14 protein-coding genes are annotated in these 13,541 nt (G+C 70.8%); 12 read left to right on the top strand and 2 right to left on the bottom strand.

Going from position 1 to position 13,541, the window contains the following annotated elements; all coding sequences use genetic code 11:
• Window positions 1-59 precede the first annotated feature (59 nt).
• From SSP08S_RS44910 to SSP08S_RS44865, 10 genes are all read left to right on the top strand, one after another.
• Window positions 60-1,460: an MFS transporter gene (locus SSP08S_RS44910; protein WP_019074210.1), complete on the top strand. Its 1,401-nt coding sequence runs from the start codon at window positions 60-62 to the stop codon at window positions 1,458-1,460.
• A gap of 46 nt (window positions 1,461-1,506) precedes the next feature.
• Complete coding sequence (locus tag SSP08S_RS44905; protein WP_019074209.1) at window positions 1,507-2,355, top strand: FAD binding domain-containing protein; 849 nt, start codon at window positions 1,507-1,509, stop codon at window positions 2,353-2,355.
• Complete coding sequence (locus SSP08S_RS44900) at window positions 2,352-4,760, top strand: xanthine dehydrogenase family protein molybdopterin-binding subunit (RefSeq protein ID WP_019074208.1); 2,409 nt, start codon at window positions 2,352-2,354, stop codon at window positions 4,758-4,760. Before SSP08S_RS44905 ends, SSP08S_RS44900 begins: the two co-directional genes overlap by 4 nt.
• Window positions 4,757-5,302 carry a (2Fe-2S)-binding protein gene (locus SSP08S_RS44895; RefSeq protein ID WP_019074207.1) on the top strand — a complete coding sequence of 182 codons (546 nt, stop codon included), beginning with the start codon at window positions 4,757-4,759 and terminating at the stop codon, window positions 5,300-5,302. Before SSP08S_RS44900 ends, SSP08S_RS44895 begins: the two co-directional genes overlap by 4 nt.
• Window positions 5,303-5,305: 3 nt before the next feature.
• On the top strand, window positions 5,306-5,983 hold the full coding sequence (locus SSP08S_RS44890) for an SRPBCC family protein (RefSeq protein WP_019074206.1): 678 nt from the start codon (window positions 5,306-5,308) through the stop codon (window positions 5,981-5,983).
• Window positions 5,980-6,642, top strand: a complete 663-nt coding sequence (locus tag SSP08S_RS62930; protein ID WP_019074205.1) for an isochorismatase family protein — start codon at window positions 5,980-5,982, stop codon at window positions 6,640-6,642. Before SSP08S_RS44890 ends, SSP08S_RS62930 begins: the two co-directional genes overlap by 4 nt.
• Window positions 6,643-6,675: 33 nt before the next feature.
• A complete protein-coding gene (locus tag SSP08S_RS62925; protein ID WP_019074204.1) occupies window positions 6,676-7,524 on the top strand; it encodes an alpha/beta fold hydrolase in 849 nt (282 codons plus the stop codon).
• 74 nt (window positions 7,525-7,598) lie between these two features.
• Window positions 7,599-8,081 carry a MarR family winged helix-turn-helix transcriptional regulator gene (locus tag SSP08S_RS44875; RefSeq protein ID WP_019074203.1) on the top strand — a complete coding sequence of 161 codons (483 nt, stop codon included), beginning with the start codon at window positions 7,599-7,601 and terminating at the stop codon, window positions 8,079-8,081.
• 54 nt (window positions 8,082-8,135) lie between these two features.
• Window positions 8,136-8,927, top strand: a complete 792-nt coding sequence (locus SSP08S_RS44870; RefSeq protein WP_019074202.1) for a maleate cis-trans isomerase family protein — start codon at window positions 8,136-8,138, stop codon at window positions 8,925-8,927.
• A gap of 90 nt (window positions 8,928-9,017) precedes the next feature.
• Window positions 9,018-9,545: an orotate phosphoribosyltransferase gene (locus tag SSP08S_RS44865; RefSeq protein WP_019074201.1), complete on the top strand. Its 528-nt coding sequence runs from the start codon at window positions 9,018-9,020 to the stop codon at window positions 9,543-9,545.
• Between the two features lie 119 nt (window positions 9,546-9,664).
• Here the strand turns inward: SSP08S_RS44865 and SSP08S_RS44860 are convergent, their stop codons facing one another.
• Window positions 9,665-10,243 carry a cysteine dioxygenase gene (locus tag SSP08S_RS44860; RefSeq protein ID WP_019074200.1) on the bottom strand — a complete coding sequence of 193 codons (579 nt, stop codon included), beginning with the start codon at window positions 10,241-10,243 and terminating at the stop codon, window positions 9,665-9,667.
• Window positions 10,244-10,544: 301 nt separating this feature from the next.
• Here SSP08S_RS44860 and SSP08S_RS44855 point away from each other — a divergent pair, with 301 nt between their 5' ends.
• Window positions 10,545-11,561 carry a LacI family DNA-binding transcriptional regulator gene (locus SSP08S_RS44855; RefSeq protein ID WP_019074199.1) on the top strand — a complete coding sequence of 339 codons (1,017 nt, stop codon included), beginning with the start codon at window positions 10,545-10,547 and terminating at the stop codon, window positions 11,559-11,561.
• A 258-nt stretch (window positions 11,562-11,819) separates the two neighbouring features.
• Window positions 11,820-12,113, top strand: coding sequence for a hypothetical protein (locus tag SSP08S_RS44850; protein WP_019074198.1), 294 nt, complete (start codon window positions 11,820-11,822; stop codon window positions 12,111-12,113).
• Between the two features lie 46 nt (window positions 12,114-12,159).
• Here the strand turns inward: SSP08S_RS44850 and SSP08S_RS44845 are convergent, their stop codons facing one another.
• The gene (locus SSP08S_RS44845; RefSeq protein WP_019074197.1) at window positions 12,160-13,479 is read right to left on the bottom strand and encodes a DEAD/DEAH box helicase; all 1,320 of its coding nucleotides are present in this window, start codon (window positions 13,477-13,479) and stop codon (window positions 12,160-12,162) included.
• Window positions 13,480-13,541: the final 62 nt, after the last annotated feature.

Raw genomic sequence — 13,541 nt, 5'->3', positions numbered from 1 at the left:
ACCTCTTGGCCTCTCCGCCCTTCCCCTCAAGAACGTCAACGCGACCTCGTGGAGCGAACGTGAAAACAGGCGATCAGATCGTTCAGGAACTGCCCTGGAGATGGTCCGTCCAGGGAAAGATCTTCATCATCGGTGGCCTCGGCTACCTCTTCGACGCGTACGACATCGCCCTCAACGGCTTCCTGATGCCACTCGTGGGTGAGCACTTCGGCCTCTCGCTGAGCGAGCGCGGATATGTCGCCACCGCCAACCTCGTCGGCATGGCCGTAGGCGCCATCGCCTGGGGCTCGGTCGCGGACCGGATCGGCCGGAAGAAGGCCTTCAGCGTCACGTTGCTGGTCTTCGCCCTGTTCTCCGTCCTCGGCGCGCTCTCGCCCACGTACCCGGTCTTCCTCGCGCTGCGCTTCCTCGCGGGCATCGGCCTCGGCGGCTGCATACCGGTGGACTACGCGCTGGTGAGCGAGTTCTCGCCGCGCAAGTACCGGGGCCGGGTGCTGACCGGGCTCGATGTGTGGTGGCCGGTGGGCGTCACGCTGTGCGGGTTCGTGTCGACGGCGCTGCTGTCGGTGCACGGGAACTGGCGGTGGATGCTGTCGACGATGGTGCTGCCCGCGCTGCTGCTGTTCTGGGCGCGCCGGGGTATCCCGGAGTCGCCCGTCTACCTGGCGAAGAAGGGCCGCGAGACGGAGGCCAGGCAGGTCATCGACGACCTGGTCGCCCGTACCGGCGCGCCGGCCGTGCCGTACACGATCCCGGAGCCCGTCGCCGAGACCGGCCCGCGCGGAGTGGCCGCCGCGGCCGAACAGCTGCGCCGCGTATGGAAGTTCAGCCCGCGCATCACCTCCGCGGCCTGGGCGTTGTTCGCCACCATCATGCTGGTCTACTACGCGGCCCTGAGCTGGATGCCGACGATCCTCAAGGACGAGGGTCTCGGTGACACGGCGGCTTTCATGAAGACCACCTTGATGAGCGGTGTCGGAATCGTCGGTGTGCTGGTGTCCACGGCGCTCGTCGACATCGTCGGCCGCAAGTGGCTGATCGGGGTCTCGGCTCCGGTCGCGTCCGCCGCGCTGGTCGTGTTCGCGCTGGTGATGAAGATGCCGACCGGGTCCGTCGTGGCGATCGCCGTCTTCGGCTTCCTGATCCAGCTCACGGTTCCCGTCCTGTACGCCTACGCCTCGGAGCTGTACCCCACCGAGCTCAGGGCCAGCGGCTTCGGCTGGGCCTCCTCGGTCAGCCGGGCGCTCACCGGGTTCGCCCCGCTGTTGTTCGGTTCGCTCATGTGGCCCGCGCTGGGGCTGGCGACGACCTTCGCGGTCCTGGGGGTCGCGGTGCTGCTGGCCGTCGTCTGGATGGCGTTCGCGGCGCCGGAGACGAAGGGCCGGGTCCTGGACGCCGACGAGGAGGAGACACCGACGGCCCGCGCACCTCTGGGCATCGCCGAGCAGGCGGCGCTCTGAGCCGACCCCGGCCCTCCCGGGCCGCCCAGCCACCATACGGAGGACCATGAAGCCCGCCCCCTTCCAGTACCACCGGGCCCGCGACGTCGACGGTGCCGCGGGGCTGCTGGCCGAGCTCGGCGAGGACGCCAAGGTCATCGCCGGCGGACAGAGTCTCGTCGCGATGATGAACTACCGGCTGGCCCGACCGGGGCACCTCGTCGACATAGCCGGCCTGCGGGAACTGGACCGGATGCACCGGGACGCCGACGGCGCGCTGCGCATCGGGGCGCTCACCACCCACCACACGGTGGAGAGCGACCCGGCCGGGGTGCTGGAGGCGGGCTTCGAGGTCCTGAACAGGGCCATGACGTGGATCGGGCACCTGCCGATCCGTACCCGTGGCACGGTCGGCGGCAGCATGGCGCACGGCGATGCCACCGCCGAGTGGTGCCTGCTCGCGGTGACACTGGGCGCGCAGTTCGTGGCACGCGGGCCGCGGGGAGAGCGCACGATCGCGGCCGGCGACTTCTTCCTCGGCTACTACACGACGGCCCTCGACCCGGACGAGATCCTCGTCGAGATCGTCTTCCCGCGTCCCGCCCCACACGCCGCGCTCACCGAATTCGCCGAGCGGCGCGGGGACTTCGCCCTGGTGGCCGCCGCCGTAGACCTCGATGTGGAGGACGGCGAGGTGCGCTCCGGGCGGGTCGCGCTGGGCGGGGTGGCATCCGCGGCCGTCCGGGTGCCGGAGGCCGAGGCCGTACTGGCGGACGGCGGTTCGTTCGAGGCCTGTGCGTCGGCCGCGGCGCAGGCCGTGGAGCCGCCCGCGGACGCGTCCGGCAGCACCCACTACCGCAGGGAACTCGTCCGGACCCTGGTCCGCCGCGCCTGCGAGGAGGCCGTGTCCTCATGAGCGATGTCTCCATGAACGACGGCCCCATGAGCGATGTCCCCATGAGCGAACGGAAGTTGGTCGGCAGGGCCGTTCGCCGCCGCGAGGATCCCCGGCTGCTCGCCGGGCGCGGCCGGTTCGTCGACGACATCGCGCTGCCCGGCATGCTGCACGCCCAGTTCGTGCGCAGCACCGTCGCCCACGCGGAGCTGGCCTCGGTGGACGTGTCGGCGGTCCTCGAAGTCCCGGGCGTCGTCGCCGCGTTCACGGCCGAGGACCTGGAGCTGGGCGACATCGTCGCTCAACTGGGTCGCCCGCTCTCGGAGTTCGTCCCGACCGCCATGCCGGTCCTGGCCCGCGACAAGGTCCGCTACGTCGGTGAGCCGATCGCGATCGTCGTGGCCCGCGACGCGTACGCGGCGGAGGACGGCCTGGAGGCGGCGAAGATCTCGTACGTCACGCTGCCCCCGGTCATGTCCGAGGAGGCGGCGTTCGCGGCCGACGCCCCCCTCGTCCACGCCGAGGCCGCGCACAACACCCTGGTGGACGTCTCACTGTTCGCGACGGACGGCATCGACGGGATCTTCACGTCCGCGCCCTGCGTCGTAGAGGTCGACACCAGGACCGGACGACAGAACGCCCTGCCGCTGGAGACGCGGGGTGCCGTGGCCCACTGGGACGACCGCGAGGAACAGCTAGTCCTGCACACCTGCACCCAGATCCCGCACCAGGTACGGACGGTGGCGTCCCGCTGCCTGCGCCTGGACGAGCGCGCCGTACGGGTCGTGGTGCCCGACATGGGCGGCGGGTTCGGCCAGAAGTGCGTCGTCGGCCGCGAGGAGATCGCCGCCGCGGCGGCAGCCCTACGACTGCGACGGCCGGTGAAGTGGATCGAGGACCGCAAGGACGCCCTGACCGCCTCCTTCCTCGCCCGCGAACAGCACTACCGGGCCCGCGCGGCCTTCGACGCCGACGGCAGGATCCTCGCGCTCGACACGGACGTGGTCTGCGACATGGGCGCCTACTCCTGCTACCCCTTCACGGCGGGCATCGAGCCGCTGATGGCGTCCGCCGAGATGCCCGGCGTCTACAAGGTGCCCGCCTACCGGGTGCGGGGCCGTGCGGTCACCACCAACAAAGCGCCCACCGGACCGTATCGCGGGGTGAGCCGGCCGCAGTACGTCATGGTCATGGAGCGGCTTCTCGAGCGGGCCGCCCGCGAACTGGCCCTGGATCCGGTGGAGATCCGCCGCCGCAATGTCATCACCGACTTCCCGTACACGGGCGTCAACAACATCACCTACGACCCGGGCTCCTACCTGGAATCGCTCAACCTGTGCGAGTTGCTCGTCCGCGAGGAGGGCTGGTACGAGAAGCAGACAGCGGCGGCGGCCGAGGGCCGGCACCTGGGCATCGGCTACGCGTGCTTCAGCGAGCGCACCGGCTACGGCTCGGCGGCCTTCGCGCAGCGCAAGATGAAGGTGGTGCCGGGCTTCGACATCTCCGAAGTACGGATGGACACCAGCGGCACGGTCTCCTTCACCACCGGCACCATGAACCACGGGCAGAGCCACGAGACGACGATGGCGCAGATCGTCGCCGACGAACTCGCCCTGGACATCGCCAAGGTGAGGCTCCATCAGGGCGACACCGACCGCATCACCTACGGCTTCGGCACCTTCGCCAGCCGTTCCATCACCATCGGCGGCAGCGCCGTACGCCTGGCCGCCGCGAAACTCGGCGACAAGCTGCGCGCGATCGCCGCCGCCCGCTGGGACATCACCCCTGACGACGTGGAGTTGACGTCCGGCGCGGCCCGTCGCCGTAACGCCTCCGACGTCCTCACCTACGAGCAGATCGCCGACATCGCCTATCTCCAGGCGCACTTGCTGCCCAAGGACATCGAGCCGGGCCTGTCGGTCACCGCCACCTTCGACGTCTTCAACGACGGCACCTTCTCCAACGCCACCCACGGCTGCGTCGTCGAACTCCACGCGGACACAGGGCAGGTGGAGATCCTACGGTACGTGTGCGTCGAGGACTGCGGGGTCGCCATCAACCCGCAGGTCGTGGAGGGGCAGTGCCGTGGCGGTATCGCGCAGGGCATCGCGGGCGCGCTGTTCGAGCAGGTGACGTACGACGCCCAGGGCGAACCGTCGGCGACCGGCTTCATGGACTACAAGGTGCCCACCGCGCACGAGATCCCCGACGTGCTGATCCACCATCTGGAGACGCCCTGCGCGTTCACCGAGACCGGTGCGAAGGGGGCAGGCGAGGGCGGCACGATCGGGGCGCCCGCCGCCGTCCTCAACGCCGTCAACGACGCGCTGCGCCCGACCGGCGTCGAACTCGACCACACACCGATCACCCCCGAGACCGTGCACCGCGCCCTGAACGGCGCTCCGAGCCTGGAGTTGTCCTCATGAACACCGACCCCGTGGTGACACATCCGCCGCTCCAGCTGATCGCCCTCGACGTCAACGGCGAACAGCACGAAGTGATCACCGAGCCCCGTCGCACCCTCGTCGACGTACTCCGGCACGACCTGCGGCTGACCGGTACGCACGTCGGCTGCGAGCACGGCATCTGCGGCGCCTGCACGGTCCTGGTCGACGAACGGCCCGTCCGCGCCTGCCTGATGTTCGCGGCCCAGGCCGAAGGAGCCCGGATTCGCACGGTCGAGTCGCTGTCGGACGGTGACGGCGGCCTGAACGATCTGCAACGGGCGTTCACCGAGCACCACGCGTTGCAGTGCGGGTTCTGTACGCCCGGGTTCCTGATACTCGCCGACGGGTTCCTCGCCGAGCGGCCCGACGCGAGCAAGGAGGAGATCCGCGAGGTGGTCGCCTCGAACCTGTGCCGGTGCACCGGCTACCAGACCATCGTCGAGGCGATCGACGCCTGCGCGACGGCCCGGCGCGGGGCCTGCGCCACCCCCTGTGACATGTCTGCCGGCAAGGAGCACTGACCCATGCAGCTCACCAACACCGTGCCGATCAACGCCTCCCCCGACGACGTCTTCGCCCTGATGAACGACGTCGAACGGGTCGCGTCCTGTATGCCGGGCGCGGCACTCGACGGACAGGACGGCGACACCTGGCGGGGCCGGGTGAAGATCCGGGTCGGTCCCATCAGCGCCTCCTACGCGGGTACCGTCCGCTTCCTGGAGACCGACGCCGAGAAGCGGCGGCTGCGGGTGCACGCGCGCGGTACGGACACCCACGGCAGCGGGGACGCGGAGGCGGAGGTCGCGCTCGAAGTCTTCGCGACACCCGAGGGAGCGCTGCTCCAGCTCTCCACGGACCTGGTGATCCGCGGCAAGATCGTCCAGTTCGGCAAGGGCGCGATCGTCACCGTGTCCGACCGGATCCTCCAGCAGTTCGCACGGAACCTGGGGAGCCTGCTCGACCAGGACCGGGCGATCGGGCCGTCTTCGCCCGCGGCCTCGACTCCGACGGCTCCCGCAGCGGCCCGGCCGGCCATCGCTCAGGACTCCGGCCTCGACGGCCTGGCGATGCTGCTCGGTCCGCGGGCCGCCAAGTACGGCCTGGTGGCAGGGGTGTTCGCCCTCGGTGTCCTGGAGGGCTGGCTGCTCGGCCGACTCGGCGCCCAGGCACGGGAGTTGCGAGCCCTGCGGAGGACGTCATGAGCGGGATCCGGTACGGGCAGGAGACGGAACGGACCTACGAGCGGGCCGGGTTCGGCGCACCCGTGCGCCGCGGCAGCCGCCCGGCGGTCATCGTCGTCGACCTCACCCGCGGCTTCACCGAACAGGCCTTCCCTTCGGGCGCCGACCTCACCGAAGTCGTCCGCGCCACAGGCAGGTTGATCGCGGCGGCGCGTCCGGCCGGCGTACCGGTGGTGTTCACCGCGATCGCCTACACACCGGCCGAGGCAGCGGGCGACGCCGTCACCTGGCTGCACAAGGCGCAGGGCATGCGGAGCCTGGTCGAAGGCGGCGACGAGGTCGCACTGGACCCACGGCTCCCCCTGGCGCCGCAGGACCACCTGATCGTGAAGAAGGGTGCGTCCGCGTTCTTCGGTACGTCCCTGGCCGCCCTGTTGACCGGACTCGGCCGCGACACAGTGCTGGTGTGCGGCGCGACGACCAGCGGTTGTGTACGGGCCACCGCGGTGGACGCCGTGCAGTCCGGGTTCTCGGTGCTGGTGCCGAGGGAGTGCGTCGGGGACCGCGCACAGGGTCCGCACGAGGCGAACCTCTTCGACATTCAGGCCAAGTACGGCGACGTGATCGACGTCAAGGACGCCGTCGGGTACCTCGACGGCCTGCCGAGGACGGCTCCGTAACCCCCTTGCTGCTCCGCCCACTTGGAGAACCTCATGCCCCCGCCCACCCGTCTGCTCTCGCAGCCCGCACTCGCCGATCTCGCCGACGTCCCCGCCACCAGCCGCTGGGTCCGCTCGGGCGGCACCCGCCTGCACGTCCTGGACTACGGGGGTGACGGCGTCCCGCTGGTCGTGCTGCCCGGCATCACCAGTCCGGCCGTCGCGATGGACTTCGTGGCCCGCGAACTGACGTCTCTCGTACGGCCGTTGGTCGTCGACGTCCGTGGGCGCGGGCTGTCCGACGGCGGTGGTTCGTACGGGCTGGAGGAGTACGCCGAGGACACCGAGGCCGTCGTCGCGGGCCTCGGTCTGCACCGGCCGGTCCTCTTCGGGCACTCCATGGGCGCGCGGATCGCGGCCGTGACCGCCGTCCGGGCCAAGGTGGCGCTGCGGGGCACCGTGCTGGGCGACCCGCCGATGAGCGGCCCCGGACGCGGGCCCTATCCCACTCCCCTGGACGTCTTCCTCGACCAGTTGGCGCAGGCGCGGCGCGGTACCGACGCGGACGAGGTGGCCCGGTCCTGGCCGCGCTGGCCGCGCCGGGAGCGGGAGCTGCGGGCGCGCTGGCTGGCGAGTTGCGACTCTGTGGCCGTCACGGCCACGCACCGCGGCTTCGAGAGCGAGGACTTCTTCGCGTGGTGGCCCTCCGTGCCCGGGCCCACGGCACTCCTGTACGGCGCGGACAGCCCGGTCGTCACCGCCCAGGGCGCGGCGGAGGCGGCCCGGCTGCTGCCGTCGGCGGTACTGGCCGAGATCCCGGACGCCGGCCACATGCTGTTCTGGGACAGCCCGCGCGCCGCACTCGCGGCCCTGCGCCAGGTGCTGCGCCCGATGCTGGTGTGACGTCGGCGCGCGGGTTCCCGGAGATCGCCCCTCCGGCCGACGACTCGATCAAGTGCCGTGCTTAAGTGGGCGTCATGGGTGACGAAACCACAGCCCCGACGTCCACGCCTCCCGGGCCTCCCCCGGAGCTCACCGCCGCGCCCGGCTACCAGGTCCGCCGCCTCTACCAGGCGTATCTGGCGGTCTGGATCCGTGCCGTCGACCCGACGCTCACGGGCCCGCAGTTCGCCGTGCTCCAGGCCGTGGACGCGGCGCCGGGGAGCGACCAGCGTTCCATGGCGTCGGCGGTCTCCCTGGACACGTCGACGATGGCGGACGTAGCTCGGCGCCTGGAGAACCGGGGCCTGATCGTCCGCAGGACGGCCGCGGAGGACGGCCGGCGCAAACTGCTCTATCTCACGGAGGAGGGCGAGGAGACCCTCCACGACGCGAACCTCCGCGCCCGGCAGCTCGACGAGCGGCTTCTCGAGCCGTTCGGGCCGGAGCAGCGCGAGCACATCATGCACCTGTTCACGTCCCTCGCCGACCACTGGGAGGGACTCACCGAGGGCCCCTGACTCCGCGGCCGCGGCTTCCGGTTCCCCGGTGGCCGACCACACCCGGAGGATCCCGTGTCCGATCACCACATCGGCATGATCGTGCCCAGCTCGAACCTGACCATGGAGACGGAACTGCCGCGCATGATGCGGCAGCGGGAGTCCCTGGTTCCGGAGGACCGGTTCGTCTTCCACAGCAGCCGTATGCGCATGCGGCACGTCACGCCCGAACAACTCCGTGCCATGAACGCCCAGACCGGGCGAGCGGCACTGGAACTGGCCGACGCCCGGCCGGACGTGGTCGTCACGGCCTGCCTCGTGGCGATCATGGCGCAGGGACCGGGGCACCACTGCACCGCCGAGGACGAGATCACCGCGGTGCTGCGCGCCGAGGGCTCCCGGGCTCCCGTGGTGTCGAGCGCGGGTGCTCTGCTCGACGGCATCAGGGCCCTGGGAGCAGGGCGGGTCGCGATCGTCACACCGTATCTGAAACCGCTCACGCAGCTCGTGGCCGACTACATCGAGGACGCGAGCATCGAGGTGGTGGACGCGCTGAGCCTGGAGGTGCCGGACAACCTGGCCGTCGCCCGCCTCGACCCCGCCGACCTGCGCGAGCACTGGAGGCGCCTGGACCTGTCACGCGCCGACGCACTCGTTCTGTCCGCCTGTGTCCAGATGCCTTCGCTGCCGTCGATCCAGCCGGTGGAGGAAGCGGCGGGACTCCCCGTGCTCTCGGCGGCCACCGCGACGGCGTACCGCGCCCTCGTCGAGCTGGGCCTGCCCGCGGTCGTTCCCGGCGCGGGCAGCCTGCTCAGTGGCCACGCCATGGCTGAAGGACGGAAAGCGGCAGGTCCTGCGCGGCCGTGACGGACGGCGGGCAATCGAGACGGGACGCCGAGCGGCGGTGGAGGGAGCCGGTGTCCTCGCGGGGACGAACGGCTGGAAGACTGAACGCCTGTGACCCGTTCTGATCTTGCTCGCCGCATCCATGCCGCTTCTCATCTGACGGGGCGTTTCACGCTTCGGTCCGGACGCGCCGCCACGGAGTACTTCGACAAGTACCGGTTCGAGGGCGACCCGGTCCTGCTGGACGAGATCGCCCGGCAGATGGTTCCGCTGGTGCCTTCCGGAACCGAGGTCCTGGCCGGCCTGGAGATGGGCGGCATCCCGGTGGTGACCGCGCTCGGCCGGCACACGGGCCTGCCCTGCGCGTTCGTGCGGAAGCAGACCAAGCCCTATGGCACCTGCCGTCTCGCCGAAGGAGCCGAGGTCGAGGGCCGTCGGGTGCTGGTCGTCGAGGACGTGGTCACCAGCGGCGGACAGATCGTGCTGTCGACCGCGGACCTGTGTGGTCTGGGGGCTCAGGTTTCTGCGGCTCTGTGCGTGATCGACCGTGAACAAGGCGGCGCCGACGCCCTCGCGGCCGAGGACATCGGGCTGTTGTCGCTGCTGACGGCCGGAGATCTGCGCGCTGCCGCCGCCTGATCGGCGGGCGGTCGGCCCGCGGCATTCGTTCGCCTCGCTCAGCGGTCCCGACTCCCGGGCCCACTACGCCACGAAGCGCGCAGATCTCCGGTCGTCAGCAGCGAACTGCACCAGTCGGGTCAGGCCATGTCGTCCAGTGGCCGCAGCTCGTCGGCGTAGGAGACCGCGGTGCGGCGGAGGATCCCGTTGCGTGCGACCGTGTACTGGCCCATCCGCCACAGCGGCGGCGAGTACGTGTGGATCGACACGCTGCCGACATCGCGTCCGGTGAGCCGGTGGATGTGGTCGGGGCCGAAGCAGAAGACCTGACCGGCCGACACCTCGGTCGCCAGGCTCGGCACGCCGACGGCCAGATTGTGTTCGACGAGTGCTCCCTCGGCCACCGCCACGGCACCGGACGAGACATCGTGATCGTGCCAGCCGGTGTCGTTCCGCGGTGTCCAGCACAGCACCCAGACATCGACATGGGCGTCCCGGTACAGGGAGACGTAGTGCCGGTTGTCGTCGTCGAAGGCCACGTGCTCACGCCAGATGCCGGGGTCCGCGACGATCGACGCGGCCAGCTCCAGCAGTTCCCGCTTGTCCAGGTCGCGGCCTGGGAGCGCGTCGAGAGTGACGGCCGCCCGCACCCGGTGCCACGGCTCGGCATCGCGGGCGGCTGCGGTGTCGAGGTCGTGGGACGGCAGCGGTGCGGTCATGGTCGTACTCCTTCGAGTAGGAGGTGGTGTGGATTGCCGACGCGTGCGGCACGTCCGGCGGTCGTACGACGAAGGATCGTTCACGGGGGCAGGCACAACTGGCCGACGAGGCCTTCCGGACACGGGTGTTGGTGAATGGCGGTCGCACTGTGCCCGCTCGTGCCGTCTCTTTGGTTAAGCGCTTCAGTGATGCGTTCCAGTGAAGCGCTTAAGCTGAGCCGGTGTCAATGTTCGCCGAAGGTCGCTCCGCTCCGGACGGCAGGAGCGGCTCGCCAGTTCATCGAGTCGTTACACTGACGAGGTGCCAAAACAGCCGCGGCGGATCACCCTGCGCGACATCGCGGAGGAGACCGGGCTCTCCGCCGCCGCGGTGTCGTACGCGCTCCGCGGTCTTCAAGTACCGCCCGAGACCCAGCGACGCGTCCGCGAGGTCGCAGATCGGCTCGGCTACCAGGCGGACCCGATCGCCCGCGCCCTGGCCTCCGGACGCACAGGGTACGTCGGGGTGCTGTGCGGGTCGCTCGCCGACGTCTGGCAGCAGGATCTCGCCGCCGCCCTGGGCCGCAGGTTCCTCGGCGTCGGCCGGCACGCTCTGATCGTCGACGCCTCGAACGACCCCGAACTCGAGGCCACGCTCGCCTCCCAGCTGGCCGACCAGCGGGTGGACGCGCTCATCGTCCTGCCGGTCGACCCGGCCGCCGCGCACTGGAAGGAGGTCGCCCGACGGACGGTGCTGACGTCCATCGGCGACGGACTGCCGGGTGCGGCCACCGCGGCGGAGGTCGTTTTCGACAACGAGGCCGGGGTCACCGACGCCTTCCACCGACTCGTCGACTGCGGTCACCGGAGGATCGCCGTCATGACCCCGAGCCGGCCCACCACCCCCGACCGCCCAGCCGAGGTGATCGCCCATCGGGTCGCGCGGAGTCTCGGACTGGACGTCACGCTCCACCCCTCACCGCACGACCTGGACGGCGCCACGGCCGTGGCGCGGACCGTACTGAGCTCGGCGAATCCGCCGACCGCGTTTCTCTGCCTGGCCGATTCGATGGCCTACGGCGTCTACGCCGGCGCCCGGGAGCTGGGACTCGAAGTACCCGACGACGTCTCGGTCATGGGCTTCGACGACCACCCGCTGTCGCGGCTGTTGACGCCCCCGCTGTCCAGCTACCGGTGGCCGGCGGACCTGCTGGTGGACCTGGTGGTCAAGCGCACGGTCAGAGCGATCGACGAGAACAAACTCAGCCGTCGCAAAGTCCTGCCCCCGGCGGCGAAGCCACGCGGTTCGGTGGCTCCGCCGAGAACCGCGCGTCCCTAGGGCCACAGAGCGGCACGGGGGCGGAGCGAACGAAGATGGACAGGTCACCTTTACCCGCCGCCGAAGAGGCCTCCGCACGCACATGCGGACTCCCGCCTACCAGGCGTGAGGAGTGAACCCCAGCCGCGCCGCGCCTCCGTACGCTCTTCGCCCCGTCCCTGTCGCGCAGGACGATGGCCGGGGCCACCGCCGGTGAACGAAGCACGCGGACGCCGGTAGCCGGTCGTACACGACACGAGCGAGGAGCGGACATTGGCTGTGGTGATGTTCATGCGCTGGACGGGTGTCACACCTGATCAGTACGACGCTGTTCGGGACACCGTGGGCTGGGAGGAGACGGCCCCTGCGGGCTCACAGGTGCACGTGGCCTGGTTCGACGACGAAGCGCTCAATGTGACCGACGTCTGGGACTCCGAGGAGGCCTTCGAGACCTTCTTCGCCGAACGGTTGGCTCCCGCTGTCGAGAAGGCCGGCATCAGCGGTCAGCCCGAAAGTGAGTTCCGGCCACTGCATCGCCGCTTCGTCCCACCCGGAGTCGTCGGCGGCGCTTGAGAAGCCAGTGCCGGGCCTCTCGGGCTCGGCACCGTCGTCCGTGGGGTCAGCGGCCCTTGCGTACCCGGGCCGCCGCGCGGGCTTCCGCGGTCTTGCGGGCCTCGGCGGCCTTGCGGGACTCCTTGGCCGGGCGGCCCGGACGGGTGCCCATGCCGCGGAAGGGGGCGTTACCTGCGGGCTTCGTCCCCGCCGGAGGGCGCTTGGCCCCGGTGATGGCCGTCAGTTTCTCCTCGCCGGAGCGCACCTGTGTGACGATCGGCCGGATGCCGGCCTCGGACATCATGCGGTTCACCTCGCGCCGCTGGCCGGGCGTGACCAGGGTGACCACCTTCCCGGACTCCCCCGCACGTGCCGTCCGACCGCCCCGGTGCAGGTAGTCCTTGGCGTCGGCCGGCGGGTCGACGTTGACGACGAGGTCGAGCTCGTCGATGTGGATGCCGCGGGCGGCGACGTTGGTGGCCACCAGCACGGTGACCTCGCCGTCCTTGAACTGGGCGAGTGTGTGCGTGCGTTGCGGCTGCGACTTCCCGCTGTGCAGGGCCGCCGCCCGTACCCCGCCGGCCCGCAGGTGACGGGTGAACTGGTCCACCCCGGCCTTGGTGTCCAGGAACATCAGCACACGGCCGTCCCGCGCGGCGATCTCGGTCGCCGTGGCGTACTTGTCGGCGCCGTGGATGTTCAGCACGTGGTGTTCCATCGTCGCGACCGAGCCCGCCACCTCGTCGACCGACGCGAGAACGGGGTCGTGGAGGTAGTCCTGGACCAGCCGGTCGACGTCGCCGTCGAGCGTGGCCGAGAACAGAAGCCGCTGCCCGTCGGAGGGGACCTGGTCCAGGAGGTCCGAGACCTGCGGCAGAAAGCCCAGGTCGCACATCTGGTCCGCCTCGTCCAGCACCGTGATCCGTACGTGGTTCAGGTGGCAGTCGCGACGCGACACCAGGTCGGTCAGCCGCCCCGGCGTCGCGATGAGCACCTCGACACCGGTGCGCAGCAGCGCCGTCTGCCGGTTGATCGACAGGCCGCCCACCACCGTCGCCAGCCGTACGCCGACTGTCCGGGCGTACGGGGTGAGCGCGTCGTCCACCTGCTGCGCGAGTTCCCGGGTCGGCACCAGGACCAGTGCGAGCGGCCGCTTCGGCTCCGCCCGCCGGCCCGCGGTCCGTACGAGCAGCGGGAGCCCGAAGGCGAGTGTCTTGCCGGACCCGGTCCGTGCCCGGCCCAGCACATCGTGGCCGGCCAGTGCGTCGGGGAGCGTCGCCGCCTGGATCGGGAAGGGTTCCGTCACCCCGAGGTCCGTCATCGTCCCGACCAGCTCGGGCGGCAGTCCGAGCGTGGCGAAGGAAGCGGTCGGCGGCTTCGCGTTCATGGGGAACCTTCCTCGGTCTGTTGCCCGCAACGCGCCGGGGCCCGCACCCCTTGGTACGGGCC

The sequence above is a fragment of the Streptomyces hokutonensis genome, from assembly GCF_000376565.1.
In the GTDB taxonomy this organism is placed as follows: domain Bacteria; phylum Actinomycetota; class Actinomycetes; order Streptomycetales; family Streptomycetaceae; genus Streptomyces; species Streptomyces hokutonensis.
Note: the sequence above shows the minus strand (reverse complement) of the source record. Positions and strands in the feature narration are given on the sequence as shown.

What these genes read in the sequence shown, in the direction of transcription:
- SSP08S_RS62925 (WP_019074204.1), top strand. Translation starts at nt 6,676, where the DNA reads ATGCCCCCGCCCACCCGTCTGCTCTCGCAGCCCGCACTCGCCGATCTC.
- SSP08S_RS44845 (WP_019074197.1), bottom strand. Translation starts at nt 13,479, where the DNA reads ATGAACGCGAAGCCGCCGACCGCTTCCTTCGCCACGCTCGGACTGCCG.
- SSP08S_RS62930 (WP_019074205.1), top strand. Translation starts at nt 5,980, where the DNA reads ATGAGCGGGATCCGGTACGGGCAGGAGACGGAACGGACCTACGAGCGG.
- SSP08S_RS44890 (WP_019074206.1), top strand. Translation starts at nt 5,306, where the DNA reads ATGCAGCTCACCAACACCGTGCCGATCAACGCCTCCCCCGACGACGTC.
- SSP08S_RS44860 (WP_019074200.1), bottom strand. Translation starts at nt 10,243, where the DNA reads ATGACCGCACCGCTGCCGTCCCACGACCTCGACACCGCAGCCGCCCGC.
- SSP08S_RS44875 (WP_019074203.1), top strand. Translation starts at nt 7,599, where the DNA reads ATGGGTGACGAAACCACAGCCCCGACGTCCACGCCTCCCGGGCCTCCC.
- SSP08S_RS44900 (WP_019074208.1), top strand. Translation starts at nt 2,352, where the DNA reads ATGAGCGATGTCTCCATGAACGACGGCCCCATGAGCGATGTCCCCATG.
- SSP08S_RS44905 (WP_019074209.1), top strand. Translation starts at nt 1,507, where the DNA reads ATGAAGCCCGCCCCCTTCCAGTACCACCGGGCCCGCGACGTCGACGGT.
- SSP08S_RS44895 (WP_019074207.1), top strand. Translation starts at nt 4,757, where the DNA reads ATGAACACCGACCCCGTGGTGACACATCCGCCGCTCCAGCTGATCGCC.